This is a genomic window from Paenarthrobacter sp. 10L412, assembly GCF_056395565.1.
Map to the genome: position 1 here is coordinate 1 of NZ_JBFTJT010000012.1, position 17,432 is coordinate 17,432.

Annotated in this window: 14 protein-coding genes; 13 read left to right on the top strand and 1 reads right to left on the bottom strand. The window is 58.2% G+C overall.

Features of this window, described 5'->3' with window-relative positions:
• The 13 genes from AC1DD7_RS17125 to AC1DD7_RS17185 form a co-directional block, all read left to right on the top strand.
• Window positions 1-342 (top strand): L-serine ammonia-lyase, iron-sulfur-dependent, subunit alpha (locus AC1DD7_RS17125; protein WP_477515926.1); only part of this gene is annotated, 342 nt, incomplete at its 5' end.
• Window positions 343-380: 38 nt separating this feature from the next.
• The gene (locus AC1DD7_RS17130; protein ID WP_477515927.1) at window positions 381-1,202 is read left to right on the top strand and encodes a DNA/RNA non-specific endonuclease; all 822 of its coding nucleotides are present in this window, start codon (window positions 381-383) and stop codon (window positions 1,200-1,202) included.
• A 1,613-nt stretch (window positions 1,203-2,815) separates the two neighbouring features.
• Window positions 2,816-3,043: a phosphopantetheine-binding protein gene (locus AC1DD7_RS17135; protein ID WP_477515928.1), complete on the top strand. Its 228-nt coding sequence runs from the start codon at window positions 2,816-2,818 to the stop codon at window positions 3,041-3,043.
• Window positions 3,040-4,134 (top strand): beta-ketoacyl synthase N-terminal-like domain-containing protein, encoded by a 1,095-nt coding sequence (locus AC1DD7_RS17140; protein ID WP_477515929.1) that lies wholly within the window; start codon window positions 3,040-3,042, stop codon window positions 4,132-4,134. The genes AC1DD7_RS17135 and AC1DD7_RS17140 overlap by 4 nt, the downstream gene beginning before the upstream one ends.
• Before the next feature lie 517 nt (window positions 4,135-4,651).
• A complete protein-coding gene (locus AC1DD7_RS17145) occupies window positions 4,652-5,338 on the top strand; it encodes a methyltransferase (RefSeq protein ID WP_477515930.1) in 687 nt (228 codons plus the stop codon).
• Window positions 5,335-6,066: an SDR family oxidoreductase gene (locus AC1DD7_RS17150; RefSeq protein ID WP_477515931.1), complete on the top strand. Its 732-nt coding sequence runs from the start codon at window positions 5,335-5,337 to the stop codon at window positions 6,064-6,066. The genes AC1DD7_RS17145 and AC1DD7_RS17150 overlap by 4 nt, the downstream gene beginning before the upstream one ends.
• A gap of 49 nt (window positions 6,067-6,115) precedes the next feature.
• Window positions 6,116-7,537, top strand: a complete 1,422-nt coding sequence (locus tag AC1DD7_RS17155) for an NAD(P)/FAD-dependent oxidoreductase (RefSeq protein WP_477515932.1) — start codon at window positions 6,116-6,118, stop codon at window positions 7,535-7,537.
• Window positions 7,530-8,759 carry an MFS transporter gene (locus tag AC1DD7_RS17160; protein WP_477515933.1) on the top strand — a complete coding sequence of 410 codons (1,230 nt, stop codon included), beginning with the start codon at window positions 7,530-7,532 and terminating at the stop codon, window positions 8,757-8,759. The genes AC1DD7_RS17155 and AC1DD7_RS17160 overlap by 8 nt, the downstream gene beginning before the upstream one ends.
• The gene (locus tag AC1DD7_RS17165; protein WP_477515934.1) at window positions 8,756-10,090 is read left to right on the top strand and encodes a condensation domain-containing protein; all 1,335 of its coding nucleotides are present in this window, start codon (window positions 8,756-8,758) and stop codon (window positions 10,088-10,090) included. The genes AC1DD7_RS17160 and AC1DD7_RS17165 overlap by 4 nt, the downstream gene beginning before the upstream one ends.
• Window positions 10,087-11,466 carry an AMP-binding protein gene (locus tag AC1DD7_RS17170; protein WP_477515935.1) on the top strand — a complete coding sequence of 460 codons (1,380 nt, stop codon included), beginning with the start codon at window positions 10,087-10,089 and terminating at the stop codon, window positions 11,464-11,466. The genes AC1DD7_RS17165 and AC1DD7_RS17170 overlap by 4 nt, the downstream gene beginning before the upstream one ends.
• 1,096 nt (window positions 11,467-12,562) lie before the next feature.
• On the top strand, window positions 12,563-13,651 hold the full coding sequence (locus tag AC1DD7_RS17175; RefSeq protein WP_477515936.1) for a lipid II:glycine glycyltransferase FemX: 1,089 nt from the start codon (window positions 12,563-12,565) through the stop codon (window positions 13,649-13,651).
• Window positions 13,652-13,756: 105 nt separating this feature from the next.
• The gene (locus AC1DD7_RS17180) at window positions 13,757-15,070 is read left to right on the top strand and encodes a peptidoglycan bridge formation glycyltransferase FemA/FemB family protein (protein WP_477516027.1); all 1,314 of its coding nucleotides are present in this window, start codon (window positions 13,757-13,759) and stop codon (window positions 15,068-15,070) included.
• A 28-nt stretch (window positions 15,071-15,098) separates the two neighbouring features.
• The gene (locus tag AC1DD7_RS17185) at window positions 15,099-16,586 is read left to right on the top strand and encodes a threonine/serine ThrE exporter family protein (protein WP_431118548.1); all 1,488 of its coding nucleotides are present in this window, start codon (window positions 15,099-15,101) and stop codon (window positions 16,584-16,586) included.
• Between the two features lie 6 nt (window positions 16,587-16,592).
• Here the strand turns inward: AC1DD7_RS17185 and AC1DD7_RS17190 are convergent, their stop codons facing one another.
• Window positions 16,593-17,432, bottom strand: a complete 840-nt coding sequence (locus tag AC1DD7_RS17190) for a siderophore-interacting protein (protein WP_477515937.1) — start codon at window positions 17,430-17,432, stop codon at window positions 16,593-16,595.

A 17,432-nucleotide genomic window follows, 5' to 3' on the forward strand; every position in this document is an offset into this window, starting at 1 on the left:
GAGGTGGGTTCGGCGTCGTCGATGGCTGCTGCCGGGTTGGCCGAGGTGATGGGTGGTACGCCGGGTCAGGTGGAGAACGCGGCGGAGATCGCGATGGAGCACAATCTGGGGTTGACGTGTGATCCGATCGGGGGGTTGGTGCAGATTCCGTGTATTGAGCGGAACGCGATCGCTGCGGCGAAGGCGATCAACGCGGCGAAGATGGCGCTCTGGGGTGACGGGACGCACCGGGTGTCGTTGGATGAGGTGATCGTGACGATGCGCGAGACCGGCAAGGACATGTCCTCCAAGTACAAGGAAACCGCGATGGGCGGCCTGGCCGTCAACGTCGTCGAATGCTGACACTGTTCGCTGTCCGTCCCTAGTGCCATGCTGTATCCATGAGCGGGGGATACGACAGGGATTTTTTGCGGGCACGCCTTGAACTGCCCAGTCCGTCGGCAACGACGATTCTTTTGGACTACACGCACTTCTCCGTGCGCTTCCGGGTTGCCCGGAAGCTCGCGGCGATCGTGGGGGTCAACATCAGTGGCCGTGAGCTGAGCCCGCTGGCCCGCGAGGGAACCTGGCATTTCGATAGCAGGATCCCTAAAGAACAGCAGGCCGGCCCGGACGTCTACAAAAACAATGCGTTCGATCGTGGGCATTTGGTCCGTCGCCTGGATCCCGTGTGGGGCGATGCGGCCACGGCGAAAACGGCCAACCAGGAGACTTTCGTCTTTACGAATGCCGCACCGCAGGTGGACGACTTCAACCAAGGCAAGGAACTGTGGGTGGGGCTTGAGGACCACGTGCTGGGCCACGCCGATGCGTATGACGCCAAGCTCTCCGTGTTCACCGGGCCAGTACTTCTCGACGACGACCTCCCGTACAGGGGCGTACAGGTTCCGCGGAAGTTCTGGAAAATCGCCGTGTGGACCAACGACGCCAAGCTCGCCGCTGCCGGCTTTGTGCTGGACCAGTCGCCGTTGCTGGGCAAAGTAGAACTAAAAAAGGCGATCGACCAGCGGCTCCTTGAAGGTGAGCCACCCCCGCTGGGGCCGTACCGGACTTTCCAGGTCCCTATCGCGCAGATCGCAGACCTGACCGGACTGAGCCTCAGTAGGCTCGCCAACGCGGACCGTCTGGTGAAGGGCCAGCGGGAACTCGGTAAGGAACCGAAGGCAATCAAGTTGGAGAGCGCTGAGCAGATCCGTCTGTAAAATCACTGGCACCCACTCTTGATACCAGGCCGGAGGTTCGATTCTCGTCGGCGGGTAACCAGGATCTACGCACTAAGGGCGAGCTCGTAACGGAGATAGATGCTCAATTCCCCTTTGCGGTCCCCACTGCCGCGTATTGATCCCCTCTCGGCTGCGAGCATGCCTTAGTCCGAGGGCCTTGACATCGGCAACCATTTCTCGCCGGCATCGTCTCGGGACGCATGCCATGGTTATTTCCTCTACGCGGCAAGACCTCGAACGGCTCCGAACCTGGTATCCGACGGAATGTTTGTTTTCCCCTTGTGGCACCAGAAGATGTACGCCGCCCAAGCCGAGCCTATCGGCGTCCTATGACAAAGATGAACTCCGAGAGTCGTCCGTCCCGAGACAGCGCTTGGCATCCATGCTGTCCTGATTCGCCGCGTTGCGGTGATCCCCTGTACCGCCGCGGCGCGCGCGAGCGTGGGAAGTTCGTAGCAACTGCAGCGGCTGCGTCTAATCGTTGGGGCCATGTAGTGGACGGACGATGCCCTGGACCATTGATGAACCCGTCGCCCGAAAGATTCCCAGGCTCGCGTGGGTCTAGCGCTGGCATCGATACCCTCAGCTTCGCGGCTGCCTCCGCCGTCGCGTTCTGGCCAGTGCCCGGCAGCTTCCCAGCCTGCTAAGGCGGTCTGGCGTCGTGCCTAAATGAGGCTCTGCCGGAATTTGTCGCCGTCAAGATCAAGAGTGTCCGGAACAACGAGGGCTTGCCGGCCGGCACGCAACACCGCCCAACGCACCACCAACGCCGTAACAAGGCGGACCATACACCGGCACGGGAGCAGGCCGGACCCGCACCGACCGCAGCTCCAAAGCCTGCCGCAACGACCTGCGCGCGCAATCCCGGATTCCAGCCAGTGAGCTTCACCAACTCACTCAGGATCCGGGTCTTCTCAGAACGCGTCCCCCGGGCCTAAGCCCTCGCCTTGACCACCGTGACAGCCTTGCGTTGACCCATCGTTAGACCCATCCCTCCAGGATGTCCGCCAACCACGCCTCCCGGGCCCTTTCCAATGAGGCAACGTATCCAGCTCCCTGGACCTTTCCCATGAGTCAACGCGGCAGGTAGCAACGCCTTCCAGCCATAGCTACGCTGCGCGCTAACGTGGAAACCCCAGAAATTGGTTACGATTTCGTAAATATACGGGTTTGTGGCGTCATGAAATCGACATTAGTGTTTCGCGGAATGCTCATTGCGAGAAAGATATTTCTATGTTTGACTTTGCAGACGGATTACCACTCTCAAGTTGGCGGAATTTATCTGAGGGCTCCATGGCCCATGAGTCGGCTGAGCACTGATATCCATAAATTTCGGTGAGGGGAATGCGAATCAGGTCCGATGACCCTTCTTCGCAGTCGATTGAACCTAATAGGTCGAGCGTTTTCATAGGGTAAAAATTTGGTGCGGTTCAGCTTGCAGAATCAACGAATCCGTATTTGAGCAGGCTCCGTGCGTGCTGTTTTCGGTGCTACCTAGACGTTGAATCATATAAGCGACGCTGGTGATGTTGTCTGCGATCGCTTTTGACTGTTTGCATTGTGGATGATAACTGACGCTAAGAAAGGAAAGTATGAACTTTGAGGACTTCAAGCGTCTACTGGCGGGAATGGACTTCAAAACGGACGAAATCGATGGCGATACTGTTCTTGGTGATGATGGGATTGGCATCGATTCTCTCTACATCATGGAACTGGTCTTGAAAATTGAAGAGCAATATGGGCTCGTGATTGATCAGGACGATTTCCAGAAGATACAGAAGATGACGGTCGAAGAGTTCTTAACGAGTCTCGTTAAATGACCTATCTTCGCTCGGTATACATAGGCGGCATGTGGATTGAATCTGGCATGGGCAGTGGATTGGAGGCCGCCTTCAATGGCTTAATGACTGACGTCGATCCATTCCAGGAACCAGAGTGGATTGAAGCGGGAGTTAATCGTGGCCCTCCCATTACCCAGTCGGGATTCTCGTCGGAGAGCGTTATGCTCAACGCCTGTTTAGGGAAGCTGCGTGATGATGCGGAGCTACCGAAGGACGATTCAGTGCCGGCGTTCTTTGGGTTGTCGGGCATCTCAGGATATTGGTCGGATGGGCTCTCACCTCGACAACGGGCTCTTCGAGCCGTCGCCGAAAGTGGTGTTGGCAGGGTCGGAAGCGTGCACACGAATGCTTGCGTTGCATCAACCTACGCCTTCATTGAAGCCGTGTCCGCGGTGGCACTGGGTCACTCTGATTCCGCGGTGGCTATTGGGGCCAGGAAAATTGACAGACCCACCTACGAATTGTTCCTTTGCGGTGGAGCGATGAGCCGGACGGGGAAGGTTCGTCCCTTCACGAAGCACCGTGATGGAATGCTGCTGGGAGATGCCGCGGGCGCGGTATTGCTCACTTCTTCGAAGCCGCCCGGTAACAGTATTCGTGTAGAAGGATGGGGGATCAGCGGAGAAGGTCATGATCCCGTTCGCCCACACCCATCTGGGCTTGGCATGGCGTTGGCTATCCGGTATGCACTGGCATCCTCCGGAAGAACTGCCGGCGAGATTGATGTCATTAGCGCACATGGCACCGGCACGCCATTGAACGATGCCTCGGAGAGCGCTGCCTACGAGGAATTGTTTGGATCTGATCTTTCAAAGGTTCACGTCTCGGCGTCCAAGTCCAAGACAGGCCATGCGTTGGAGGCCACCGGTGTGTTGGAACTTTGTCTCCTTGCCCACGGCCTCAGGACAGGCGTCATCCCGGCTTCATCGGAAGATGTTGTACCGGATCCTGGTCTGGGGGTTAGACCCTTATCAGAGACGGTCCGATCCAAAGGGTTGAGTGTTGGATTATCGGTCAATGCCGCATTCGGTGGCGCTAATGCGGCAGTTCTTCTGGCGGGGGCAGCCTGATGAGTCAACGAGGTGGATGGAAAATGTCCGAAGCCCAATCAGGCAGAATCCGTGCGAGAAGGGCTGGCGAACTTCCTGGCTTTAGCGAGTCACGGCATTCACACGCCGTTGCAGCTGTCGTGGAACTTGCACTGAAGTCCAGCGGGAGGCGTGCACTGCGGCACGAACATGATCAGCCGTATGCCCTGGTTTTGTTGGCTGACAGTTGGGATTCTGGCCTGGCGCACTCTATTGATCGTCGGCTGGCTGCCGATGAACGAATCTCCCCCTTGCATCTTATGCAATCAGTTCCCAATGGTGTTCTGGGCCGGTTGGGGCAGATTCATGGGAATTCCGGACCCATCTTCACTGTGTCCTTGGGAGACGTTCATGACGAGGGAGAGGTTGAGCGACTACTTACGAGAGTCCTTCATAATGGCCGACCGTCCACAGCTCTGATCATCGACGCGCCCATGAGCTACGAGACGGCGGAATCGCGTTGCTTGTGGCAGTGGGCCCATTGGGCTGAGGTCCAACCATGAGCCTGAGCATCCGGGACCTGACGAAGGTAGAACTGTTACGACGCTCAAACGCTTTGCGTGTCCAGTACCAGGACTTTGAAATGTTTGGCAGGACATGGATCCTGGCACCTGGGGTCTTTTCACCAGTAACGGATGAATCTACTGAGATCTTCACTCGGGCTGTACTGGCCCACCACCCACATCACTTGATCGAAGTGGGGGCAGGGGCCGGTGTTACCGGAATCAGTGCTGCCCTGGAGCTCGGAACAGAAGTTTCGGCCACAGACATTTCGCCACAGGCAGTCCATAACACCACCCTGAACATCGAAATGCATCAGGTCCAGGATCGAGTGGCGTGCTATCAAGGTGACCTTCTCAGCCCGCTGTCCAAAGTTGAGAATGGCATAACAGTGTTCTGGAACAGCAACTTCATTGATGCAATTCCCCCGAAGCCCGGAGATCTCACCGATGCCTTTTATGATCCAGGTTACCGGACTCATAAACGTTTCTTCAATCAGTGTGCAATTAGATGCGACAAGAAATCCATAATTCTTCTTGGGTTCTCATCTTTGGGTAATTCAGTTCTTTTGGAGCAGAGCGCAGGATCTGCCGGGTGGTTTGTAACGAACATTGAAGCGGAAAGTAGCAGACGAAGTCGCGGTCTCGAGTACCAACTCTTTGAATTTCGTCGGAGAGAGCAATGAGAGAGCAACCCAACCCCGAAAACAGGGACGGCTTGGTCTTCCTCTCGGGGGCAACGGGGGCCGTGGGTAGCGCTGTGACCGAAGCGTTGGTCGCTGCAGGTACGAGAGTGGTCTCATTTCAACGTACCGTCTGTCGCCTAGAAGGCGTCGAGTCCGTGATCTGTGACTTTGCCGATGACGCTTCTGACATTGCAATAGCGGACGCTCTCACTAAGTTTGGTACTCCAGACGGTGTCGTTGTGAATTCCGGCATCGCTCAAAACGGGCCCGTTGCGTTCAGCCCCACCGAGGCCTTTCGAGCTGTGATGAACGTAAACGCTATTGGCTCGTATCGGTTCATTCAACCCATTGTCCGAAAGATGATGCTAAGGAGGCTCGGTTCCATTGTCTTCGTTTCCTCAAGCTCAGCCCTTACCGGATCGGCAGGGCAAGCGAACTATTCGGCCAGCAAAGCAGCGTTGATTGGGTTGGCGCGATCGTTGAGCCTCGAGGTCGGTCCGTACAACATCCGAAGCAATGTTCTGTTGGCGGGATTGTTGGACGGTGGTCTATCGGTCGCCATGGGAGCCCCCGCCAGAGCGGAGGTCCTGAGCAGAACAGCGCTCAGACGCGCTGGGGCGCTCGAAGAGATCGCCGACGCGGTTGCGTGGTTACTGTCCGACAAATCGACCTACGTCACAGGCGCCTGTATCCCTGTGGACGGCGGACTGAGCATGGGCGGTACATAGCACCTTGTGAGACGAATGTCGTTTATTGCTTTATTGAGGGAGAACAGAAGTGGCAGATGTAGTTGTTGTCGGTTCGGGTGCGGTGGGGCTCATGACTGCCTACCGCCTGCAAAAGGCAGGGCTTGTCGTTACGCTATTGGGCGGTGATCGGCCGGGGCAAGCCTCAAGTGTGGCAGGGGCCATGCTCGGGACCTTTGGGGAGGTGGTCTCGACTACGCTGGGCACCGAGCATGGTCGTGCAAGATTTGAACTGGACTTGAAAGCCTCTCGGGCGTGGAGTTCCGTCCTCGAAGAAATCGCCGATCAGTCAGGCAGGCTCCCGGATCGTCACATTCTGGCCAATCAAACTTTGATGATCCACAACACGGCCGGCGCCGCACGTGTTGACGACGATAATTTTGCGGCGGTTGTCTCGGCCCTGAGAGAGTTCGGTGGCAGATTCACTGAGGAAGATCCGGGGCGTTTTCAATTGAGTCCGCATCAGCCTCTTAGGCCGTTGAGGGCCCTCATGATTCATGGCGAGCTGGCGATCAATCCGATGACATGGATGGAAGACCTTCATGCCTCATTTGTGAAGGCCGGAGGGACTTTCGTGGAGAAGCGGGCTTTGAGGCTCTTTGTCCAAGGCGGGAAAACGGTTGGGGTCGTGGATGATCGGGAGGTTGTGTGGTGGGCGGACCGCACAATTCTATGTGCGGGGGCTTTTACTCAACAGATACTGGAGAATACTCCTGAGGTTGGGCCCACTATGCCCATTTTCTCGGGCGCAGGAGTCTCCGTTGAAGTTGATGAGGCGCCCCAGTTGATTCCCTCAACGGTTATTAGGACTCCGAACAGAGCCTTTGCATGTGGCCTCCACGCGGTCCCGCGCGGCGATGGGCGTTGGTATCTTGGCGCCACGAATCACATCGTGGCAAAACCCGTCACCAAACCGCTATTGGAAGACGTTACATTCCTGCTCAATTGTGCGGTAGAACAATTGCACTCCGGTTTCGCAGCGAGCAGATTGTCTTCGCTAAGTACAGGCAATCGACCTGTTGCCGTGGATGGCTTTCCATTGGTGGGACACCTTGGTCTGAAAGGTCTCTTGATCGCAAGTGGCACCTATCGGGAAGGGGTGCATCTTTCGCCCGTCATAGGTGACTATCTGCTCGATCTAATCATGGAACGAAAGACCGAGGCAGAGTGGGAGGTCTTCAACCCTCTGCGACTTCCATACTCGGGGAAACGGGCGGAGGTCATCGAACAGACAGTCCAACATGCCCTGGCCACAGGGGATGAATTCGGCTGGCGAATACCAGCAGTGCTTCGAGGAGATCTGGAGCAGACCTACCGAGCCCACTTCAATTCTGTCCTGGAAAGGCTTGACTGCGAGTTCGTTCCCCCGCCGGAAATTCTGACAGTGCTGCACAGGATCCCATCACTTTTTGTCCAGCTGCGCAGATACTATCGAAGGCTGGCGAATGGATGAGCGCCGGACGACGCCCATAGGTGGCTTGGTACTGAGCCTCTTCGTGACGCAAGTGGGCACGGCGATGACTGCCGTAGGGGCTGCTTTGCTTCTTGTTGACAGGTTTGGCATCGGGCCCGAAACCGGGCTGGCTCTTGCTATACAGGTCGTGCCGAATATTCTCCTCGGACCGTTCGTCGGTGAGCTCGTAACCAGATGGGACCCACGCGTGGTTGCCGTTGCCAGTTCTGCGGCCAGCGCCACTGCTGTCATGGCTTATCCGTTTGCCGTAACGCCGCAGCAAGCCCAGATCGTTGCCTTGGTCGTGGGGCTCGCAGTCCTTCCGGGCATTCCCTCGCGGATGGCACTGCGTGCATTCATCGTGTCAAAGCAGGACCAACAGCGGGTCAGCGGCTATATCGTGGCGGGGGAGCGGTTGGCATTGGTTTTGGGACCTCTCGTCGCCACATTGGTGTCACAGATGTGGGGGTATTCATCAGTCTTCTACTTGGAAGCTGTTTTTGCGGTATTCGCGGGGTCGGTACTTTTCACGCTGCCGCCTACTAAGCGGCCACGACAGGACAAGGAACGTGAGGGAAGGCGCGCCTTTAGTCCCGCCTATGTCTTCAAGAGTTCGGTCCAGTTAGTGATAGTCGATCGCATCGTCGGTGAATACACACTCACTGCAGTCGTCTATTCCGTGGCCGTAGGCTTCAGGCGCTTGGTACTGCCGGCCCTGGCGCTTGTCGGTCTGAGACACGATCCCCATGATTTGGGTCTGCTCCTTGCGGCGCTGGCACTGGGTGGCATTGTTGGGGGCTTGCTGGTTGGGAAAGTGAAGGACGAGGCCGCGGCGGCTTGGTATGTCGGATTGACCCTCATAGAGGCTTTGCTCTGGCTGGTCCCATTGCTGATGCAAAGTCTGGAGGCGGCAGTGGTTTCACTTGTGTTGGTTGGGCTTTGCGAGGGTGCAACGACTGCGGTCTTTTTCACGCAGATCCAAAAGCGCGTTGATTCACGTGAGATAGGCCGCTATTTCTCGTTGCTTAGCCCTCTGACTGACGCTGCCATCGTCGGTGGCCTCCTTCTTGCCACGTCGCTGAAGCCGCCCACTCTGGCCTGGCTGGGGCCAGCATTCATAGCAGCCTGCATCGGGGTGCCATTGACCCTCTGCTGGAGAATGCTTCGGGACGCCGCCCGGGGACTGCGCATTTCGGCTAACGGAATGAAGGACCTGCCATGAAGACAAAAGGCCTCGAAACCAGGCTACGTCCGTACGGTGTTCAACTGGAACTGCTAGCCCGGGCTGGCGTGGATCATGACGGCTTGGCGCGTTTTCATCAATTTCCCAAGGCTTGGGAGGCCTTCGAGATCGAAGGACATCTGGACCCTGCGAGACTTGAACGCGCAATCGAGCGGGCTTTTCAAGGCACAGACACATTGACCAGCCCCATCCCGGGCTACCCGCCGGGCCGAGTCGCCCCTGCACGGCACGGCACCCATTGTGTCGACGACCGCGCAACTGCCCGACAGCTGTTTCGGCAGACGGTTGTCCAGCTCGCATATGACAGGAATGATTTGTTGGCCGGTGCTCGGCCGTGGAGCCTGCTAGTCTGCTCCGGATCCTACTCGATCCTCGCCTTCGGTGCGGATCACGCATTTCTCGACGGATACTCTTTGACGCTGCTCCTCAGGAACATCGCTGAAGAATACGGAACAATCAAAGACAGCCGTGGGCTCGCGGTGGAAGCCTCTTACCTCTCGAGAATCGCCGCAATCCAGCAGGAGGCCGGGTTGGATGACTTGAAGGCTCATGTGAAAAGGTGCCCAGCGCCCCATGCGTCCCTAAGAATGACCGGGGAAATCCAAATTGCTCCTCAGGAGTGGCATGCGCACGACGAGGCCCACTTCACCCTCACCCCAGAAGACTCGCAGAGCCTCATTGAGTGGTGTGCCCGGCACGAAGTGTCTCCCGGTGGCGTGTGGCGCTCCTTGGTTCAGTTTGTCGCTTCGGCGTGGGTGGCGGCACCGTTGCCAGTTCTCTATTCGCGCCTCGGGAGACCATCGCTGAAGTCGTTGCATGTTGTTGGACCACTTTCGGAATCAGTTGTGGCCGCAGCGGTGCCGTTTGTCGATGGCGAATTTGGTTCGTGGGTCGCGGCCGCGGCCGACAGGTCATTGGAGGGTCCACCTCTACACGGCAATTGGTTGAGCGAACTCGTTGGTCAAGGCGGCCTAGACAAGTATCGATTGGTGTCGTTCAACTACTATCCGCCAGCGCGCGCCACCAGAATGGGGGCGGCGGCCATCGCACAGTCAGCTGATCCCGAACTTGTCGCGGGTCTCACGTCGAGGGAACCCGTTCAGTTGGAGAAACGCAATGGCATCGTTGTAACCGTCTGCCGTACGCGGGAGGGCCTTTTTGAAGTTTGGCTGCTTGCGGACCCTCGCATTGTGGGGCCCGCGGTTGACTTTGGTCGTGCATTGAACGAGGCCTCGAAATCGCTTGCGAAGGGACTGAACGTCAACGACGTAAAGTCGCGAATTCGCGGCGTCCTTGAGGGGAAGCGATGATATTTCAACCATTTTCAGATGGGTCCATGAAGAATGGGCGTGACCTGGCCAGGTTCATTGTCCATCAGGCACAGTCCGGTCTACTGCTTAGTCGCGGCAAAGGTGAAGCCATCCGCTTGCTGGACGCAATCGCCACGGCCAGGAGCCTATTGACGCACGCAAAAGTGGCTACGGACGACATAGTAGCCATTCAACTGCGGGATCCTGTTTGGTTCCTTGGTGTTTTGATTCATATATGGGAACGGGGTGCGATCCCCTTTATTGTGGACCATCGTCTGTCGACGCCTGCCCGCGCGGATGTTTGGAAGGCAATTGGTCCGCAGATCGAAGTTGTTCAACATGCTCTCGATGATCATCCTGTGATAAGTCGGTTGCCAAGGCTGCAGTCAACGGCTGATTATTCAGACGTGTTGATGGTCCAACTCACCTCCGGAACCACGGGGAAGTCCCGGCTCGTACGCCGAGACATGGCCAGCGTGCTTAACGAACTGAACGCCTATCTGAAGTTGTCCTATCTCGAGGCGGGCGTCCAGGAAGTGCTATTAGCGTGTTCGCCCGTCCACACCTTCGGGCTCATTGCTGGCGTACTGAGTGGAATCTTTGCAGGCAAGAATCTGGGATTCATGCAGCAGCTGACCAGGAATGAATTGGCACATGGAAGATCCGGATCAGTGGTGTCTCTGATTTCGGTTCCCTCTGTGCTGGAATTGCTGTCACGATTTGGATCTGTCGAGGGCTTGGGGTCAATCCGACATACTCTATTTGCTGGGGAGCGCTTATCTGGAGGCTTAGCGCAAACCCTCGGCGAATCCAGGTGCCGCACGGTCAATGTCTTTGGGACTACAGAGGTGGGGCTCCTGGCCTCAAGTATCGGCCAAAAGGACTTGACTGTACTTTCGTCGTCGGGTACCAGGCAACTCCAAATTTGTGATAACAAACTTGAGGTCGGCATGTTGCGCAGCCCATACGTAGGCGTCAATGAGATCGAAGGGTGGAATGCAGGATGGTTCCGCTCAGGGGATGTCGTGGAACCGGTGGCATCAGCTTCTGATTGCCCTGCCTTTCGCATAGTTGGGCGTCTTGACTCGCAAGTCAAGGTGAGTGGACTTAAAATCAATCTTTCGCGAATCGAGGACGCCGCCGCGAGCACAGGCCTGTGTGTGGGATCGGTTGCCTCTCTGAGTTTAAGAATTGAGCTGTTCGTCGAGCTTGCGGCCGGAGCCGGTCGGAAAGACTTTGAACGGTCCTTGAACTCCCGATTGGAGCCCTGGGAACGGCCTATGCGCATTAGGTACCTTCGCGATTTTCCGCGCACATATGGTGGCAAGGTGCTGAGAGACCGAAACTTGCTTCTGGAAGCGCCCGAGGCGTCGTAACCTCGGACCGTGCAAGAGAAGAAGCCCTGTCCGATCCGGACGGGGCTTCAATGGTTTTCAAGGTTCGCTCTGTGGGTGGGTTTACGGTCGGATCAAGCTCTCGCGGGGACCTGTCCGGGGTTGCATGAATACTAATTTCCTTGACACCGTGTTCCCTCCGGGCTTCGTCGTATGTGATGATCTCGACTATGACACGGTCGGCCTGGTGCTGGTCGTCGGCCATAATCACGAGTCGTAGTGGAACGCGTGCGGACCCCAATGACCCGTCGTGGACCGATTCTTGTAGCGCACGGCCGTGGCACCAAGTGCCTGATTTGGAGCCGAGAACCAGGTCCGCTCCGCCCACTGCGATGTCTTGGGGTTTGGGCACGAAGACTTCACCCGGGACGATAATGGCGGCCCGAGGTGGGTTTCAGAAGAAGACTTGCTCTGTCGCGCTCCGTTGACGTCCGCAGGTCGGCAATGATGTCAGCTACTTTCCGCAGCAATGCCTCGGAGGGATCGGCAGTGCCAGGTATGGACTCTTCACCGCATCAGTCGTCGAGCTCCCCAGCGAGCGGCTCGCTGTAGTGGTCCCGCAGGGCATGGCCGCCGTCTTCCCGTCGTTCGATCCAGAGTGCCGCCAGGATGAACTCTTAGTCGGTGTCGAAGCCGTCCTTGCCGAAGTCGTTTTCTGCTTCCCGGATGGGCGCGGTCCAGACAATTGTGTTGAGGTGTGTACTTGTTTCGTAGGGTGTGATCTTCAACAGCAATTGTCTAGTGCTCCCGGCAAACACCTGCAGCTAGTGGGTGTTGTCGGACAGCAGGAGAATCAGCTCTGTCGGTTGGCTGATCGCGCGATTAGGAGCACGGAAGAAAAAAAGAAGCACTGCGCCGAAGCGCACGGGTTATAGGTGTCCAAAGTGTCATTATTGGACTATTCAATTGGCGGAGGGGCAGCGCTTCGGGGAGGTTGCTGGCCAGCACAACTGCCTCATTCTCACGCCCGCGCCCGGACTCGGCAGCAGAGTCGGGCTATTTTCCTCGGCCCGATAGACTTGAGGCTGCATGTCCGCATGCGCACCCAGCTTTTGAACACTGCACCAAACCCCTGAGATTGGACACGGCCACCTTGCGAGAATTTACCGCCCGCTTTGCCACCGCCGAGGAAATCGATAACTGGGACAAGCACGTCACAGCCAACCCCAATGGCGGCAACATGCTGCAGTCGGACGCCTATGCGGCAGTCAAGGATGGCAACGGCTGGTTGGTCCGCCGGCTCGTCATTGAGGCCGCTGACTACGCCAGCTACAACCTCCTTCTTGAGAAGAAGTTCCCCGTCCTTGGCCGGCTCTGGTACCTCATCAAGGGACCGGACGCAGCCGAGGTAAGCGACATCAAGCCTATGCTGAACGCCGTCGCCAATCTGGCGAAGGAACAGAAGATGAACGTCTTCACCATCAAGATAGAGCCCGACGTCGTGGAGTCACCTGAGGTGTCCGGCCAGCTGAAGGCGGCTGGCTTGGTTAAGGCCCCGAACATCCAATCCAACGATTCCACCGCACTCCTGGACATCTCCGCGCCCGCCAATGAAGTGCTGCGGAGTATTTCATCGCGGGCCCGCAACGCCGTCCGCAGGGCAGAACGTGAAGGATGCGAAGTTCTCCCAGCCGAGCCTGGCGATGAGACCTACCGCAAGCTCTACGCACTGATGCAAGACACAGTGAACGCCAAGGGTGCTATGCCGTTGCGGAGCTACGAGTACTACTCCCGTTTCTGGCACGAATTCTGCAGCCGAGGCCAGGGACACTTCTTCTTTGTCTACGAGGACGGCGCACCCAGCGTCGGTGCTTTCGTGATCAACTATGGCTCCAAGGCAACGTACAAGGACGGCGGCTCCACCCAGAACCGCAAGCAATACGGTGACTCGCATTTGGTCCAGTGGGCAGCTATCCAGCGGATGCAGGATCTGGGCTGCGTTGAGTACGATTTCTGCGGCACGCCGCCTGCCGCCCGGATCAAAGACAAGACCCATCCTCTCTTCGGCATGGGTTTGTTCAAAACGAGTTTCACTAAGACCGTTACGGACTTCGTAGGCTGCTACGACCTCGTCCTCGGACCAATCCGCCATAAGCTCTGGCTCAAGGGTGCAGAGCGCGTCTTCCGCCGGCTGGAAACCATGCGCACCGGCGGACAGTTCTACTGAGAACCGGCACAACTCAACACACTTCAGGCCCGCCCCGGCCACCAACGGGTGCAAATCTATCTAGGTAAGGTAATTTCTTTGACTCCGATTGAGGCTGGAACCGACATGGAATTCGTGATTCTCAGTGACGCTGATTTCGAGACATTCGCCAAGGGACACCCGCAAGGCAGCTTCATCCAATCCGTGGACCTGGCGCGTTTCCAGCGTGCCCGTGGCCAGGAAGTGGAGCTCTTTGGCGTGACCCGGGGCGGCAGCCTGATCGCCGCTGGAAAGCTCGTCTACACCGCCAATCGCTTTGGCTACAAGGTCTGCGACTGCGCAAAGGGACCACTGCTGGACTACAGCGACGCCGAAGCGGTGCGGTTCGTCGTCGAGCAGTTGAAAAAGCATGCGGCCTCCAAGAAGGCTGCTGAGCTGCGGATCTCACCGAACGTCAAGTACATCGCCCGCGACGAAGAGGGCGCGGAGCACCCGGAGGTTGAGGACAACCGCCCACTGCTGAAGGAGCTGGCGGGGCTGGGCTTCAAGCAGCAGGGCTTTGACATGAATTTCGCGAACATCAACTGGATGTTCGTCAAGAAGCTGGACGGGATCGCCGATTCCGAAGAGCTCATCATGGGCATGAACTACCGCACGCGCAAGGCCATTCGGAAGGCCGAAAAGAACGGCGTTTACCTGGAGCAGGCCACGCTGGAAACGCTGGACGACTTCTACAACGCGCTGAGCACTGCCGGCGACGAAAAGGGATTCACGTACCGCGAGCGTGAATACTACGAGCAACTGCTCCGCAACACCTCGGATGAGTTCACCAAGCTCATGATGGCCAAGATCAATATCCCCGAATACCGGGCCTCCATCACTGAGCGCCTGGATGCCGAAGCCAAGACGCTCGCGGACCTCAAGCGCGATGTCGAGGAAACCGGGAGCAAGAAGAAGGCCAACCGCATCAAGGTGGTCCAGGACCTCGTGGACAGCTACGAGAGAAGCCTGAAGGATATTGAACGCTTCCCCGACTCTGTTGGCGTGGCTACCGTTGCGGCGATCCACTTCGCTTGCTCCGGCGATGAAATCGTGTGCGTGATCGGCGGCACTGTCCAGGACTACATCTACTTCAACGGTGCAACGTCGCTGTACTGGGGCATGATGCTCCACGCGCTCAACAATGGCTACTCGCGCTACAACTTCTATGGCACGTTCGGCATTCAGGGCCAGGATGAAACCGGTCACGGCGGCTACGAATTCAAGAAGGGCTTCGGCGGCGAAGTGGTCCAACTGGTGGGCGACTTCGTGACGCCGGTAAATCGGCCGGTCTTCACCGCATACCAGGCGGTCAGGAAGCTTGCAGCTGCCGCCAAGACGGTACTGGCAAAATTGCCGGAGCCCGGAAACCTGCTGAGGAAATTCCGGGGGAAGAACTAATCAACGAAGCCAAAGGGAGGAACACTGCGTGACTGAACGCCCTGAGGGCTCCGGCGGCAGGCCTCACACTGACGGCTTGCCCAAGACCCAGCCGATGCGGCCATCGCAAATCCGGCAGAACGCCAATGCCAAACGCATGCTGATGCGCTTGGTGCAAGGCGATAGCCCGCCCACTGCCCCCATGAACATCGTGGACCGGCTCGCGGGCAGTCCCTACGCCAACCCCACTATTCAGGTGGTCGGCGTCGACGCCTCAGCGCGCAAGACCATTGACTTCGCCCTGCATCTGGCCGAAGTCATGTTCCGCTACGGCGCAGGCGCCCTTGAAGTTGAGACCAGCATGATTGCCGTAACTGCGGCCCTTGGCTTGAAGAACGTTGAAGTGGACATCACCAACCAGTCGGTGGCCATCAACTATGCGCCGAAGGACCAGACGCCCATCACGCTGTTACGGGTGGTGCGCTCGTGGACCAATAACTACGCTGGCCTCGCCCAAGTGCATCAACTGGTCACGGACATTGTGGCCGGGGGAGTTGGCCGCGACGAAGCAGTCCGTCGATTGAATGACATCGTCCGCAGCGCCAAGCCCTTCCCTCGCTGGATGGTCACGGTTGCCTTCGCTGTTTTCGCCGCGGTGTTCGTGGGCGTCCTGGGTGGTGGTCCGGGCGCATCCGCCTTGGCCTTTGCCTCCAACCTGCTGATCAGCCTGGTTGCGCGGCAGCTTAGCCGCTGGCGCACGCCGGACTTCTTCATCACGATGTCGTGCTCGTTCCTCGTCACGTTTATCGCCCTCATGCTGCGTTGGGCGGGTGCGGACATCGCTCCGTCCATTGTGGTTGCGGGCGGGATCCTGTTGTTGCTTCCGACAGGCAGGCTAGTGTCTTCCGTGCAGGACGCCATCAACGGCTTCCCCGTCACGGCCGCCGGACGGTTCCTCTCCACGTTGCTCACCTTCGGCGCGATCGTCGCCGGCATCGCCGTCGCCGTCGTGGTGGGGACCCTCATGGGCAGCGAAGTCCTGGACGTCACCAAAACATTCCCGGATGCGTATCCTTTGTGGGGCCAAGCCATTCTGATCGCGATTGCGGTAGTGGCTATCGGGGTCACCGAACAGACGCAGATGCGTCTGTTACTCCCGACGGCGGCCGTCGGCTTGGTTGGCTTCTTCGTCTTGTGGGGTGCCACCACCGCCGGGTTTGGCGACCGCTTGTCGCCGGCAGTTTCGGCTGTGGCCATCGGCCTGCTGGCTCGGGTAGTGGCGCTCAAACTTGGCGCTCCCCAACTTGTAGTGGCTGTTCCGGCCGCGCTCATTCTGCTGCCCGGCCTGACTATATTCCGTTCAATGTATGTATTGACCATTGAGGAAGCGGACATACTTCAGGGTGCCGGGGGGATGCTGAATGCAGGCGCGATCGTCCTGGGAGTCGCAGCAGGAATCGTCCTCGGCGACAATCTGGCGCGACCCCTGACGAAGGGCCTATCCAGCAACGAGCGCCGCAGGGTACGGCGCCGCTAAATCTGACTAGATCTGTCCTACGGGGAGCTTCTTCTCGGCCTGGAAAACTTCCTCTACCCGGCCCTGGGCCCAGTAGCCGGAGAGCGAAACCTGAGAACGCTCCAGGTCGCGCTGGGAGAAGAAGATCTGCCGCAGGCCCTTCATGTAGCCCCTTTCGCCATGCGCAAAGACATCAACGCGCCCGGGCAGCCACTGCATTTCGCGAAGTGCGTCAAGCAGCAGCTCGCTTGATCCGGCCAGCGCCCCGTTGCGCTGCAGCCAGTGGAGTTCCAGGCCGGCAGGAGCAGAGATAGGCAGGATGTCCTCGGCGCTGTCCACCTCGAGGAACGCGTATCCGCGGGCTTCCGGGGCGAGAGCCTCTATGCAGGCTGCGATGGCTGGAATCGCGGCGTCATCGCCGGCGAAGAGGTGCCAATCGGCGTCGGGCGCGGGATTGTAGGCGCCGCCGGGGCCGGTAAAAATCAGCGAGGCCCCAGGTTCCGCTGCCGATGCCCAGGGCCCTGCCAGGCCCTCGTCGCCATGGACTACGAAGTCAATCGCCAGTTCCCGTTCTTCAAGGTTCACCCAGCGGATGGTGTACGTCCGGGTGTGCGGCCACTGCTCACGCGGCATCGTCTCGCGGATGGCCCACAGGTCCAGCGGAAGTTGGTAGTCAACGCCGGGCTGCGGAAAAACGATCTTGACGTATCGGTCCACGTATTCGTTGTTCGCATAGTCGCTGAACCCTGGGCCGCCGGCGACGATCCGCACCATGTGAGGTGAGAGCCATTCTTTGCGCAGGACGGTCAGGTTAACCTGCGGGCGCGTGTTCCGGGTGGCGGACGAAGAGACGGGGAGAGCAGCCAT

What these genes read in the sequence shown, in the direction of transcription:
- AC1DD7_RS17160 (WP_477515933.1), top strand. Translation starts at nt 7,530, where the DNA reads ATGGATGAGCGCCGGACGACGCCCATAGGTGGCTTGGTACTGAGCCTC.
- AC1DD7_RS17180 (WP_477516027.1), top strand. Translation starts at nt 13,757, where the DNA reads ATGGAATTCGTGATTCTCAGTGACGCTGATTTCGAGACATTCGCCAAG.
- AC1DD7_RS17150 (WP_477515931.1), top strand. Translation starts at nt 5,335, where the DNA reads ATGAGAGAGCAACCCAACCCCGAAAACAGGGACGGCTTGGTCTTCCTC.
- AC1DD7_RS17190 (WP_477515937.1), bottom strand. Translation starts at nt 17,432, where the DNA reads ATGGCTGCTCTCCCCGTCTCTTCGTCCGCCACCCGGAACACGCGCCCG.
- AC1DD7_RS17130 (WP_477515927.1), top strand. Translation starts at nt 381, where the DNA reads ATGAGCGGGGGATACGACAGGGATTTTTTGCGGGCACGCCTTGAACTG.
- AC1DD7_RS17135 (WP_477515928.1), top strand. Translation starts at nt 2,816, where the DNA reads ATGAACTTTGAGGACTTCAAGCGTCTACTGGCGGGAATGGACTTCAAA.
- AC1DD7_RS17165 (WP_477515934.1), top strand. Translation starts at nt 8,756, where the DNA reads ATGAAGACAAAAGGCCTCGAAACCAGGCTACGTCCGTACGGTGTTCAA.
- AC1DD7_RS17170 (WP_477515935.1), top strand. Translation starts at nt 10,087, where the DNA reads ATGATATTTCAACCATTTTCAGATGGGTCCATGAAGAATGGGCGTGAC.
- AC1DD7_RS17145 (WP_477515930.1), top strand. Translation starts at nt 4,652, where the DNA reads ATGAGCCTGAGCATCCGGGACCTGACGAAGGTAGAACTGTTACGACGC.
- AC1DD7_RS17140 (WP_477515929.1), top strand. Translation starts at nt 3,040, where the DNA reads ATGACCTATCTTCGCTCGGTATACATAGGCGGCATGTGGATTGAATCT.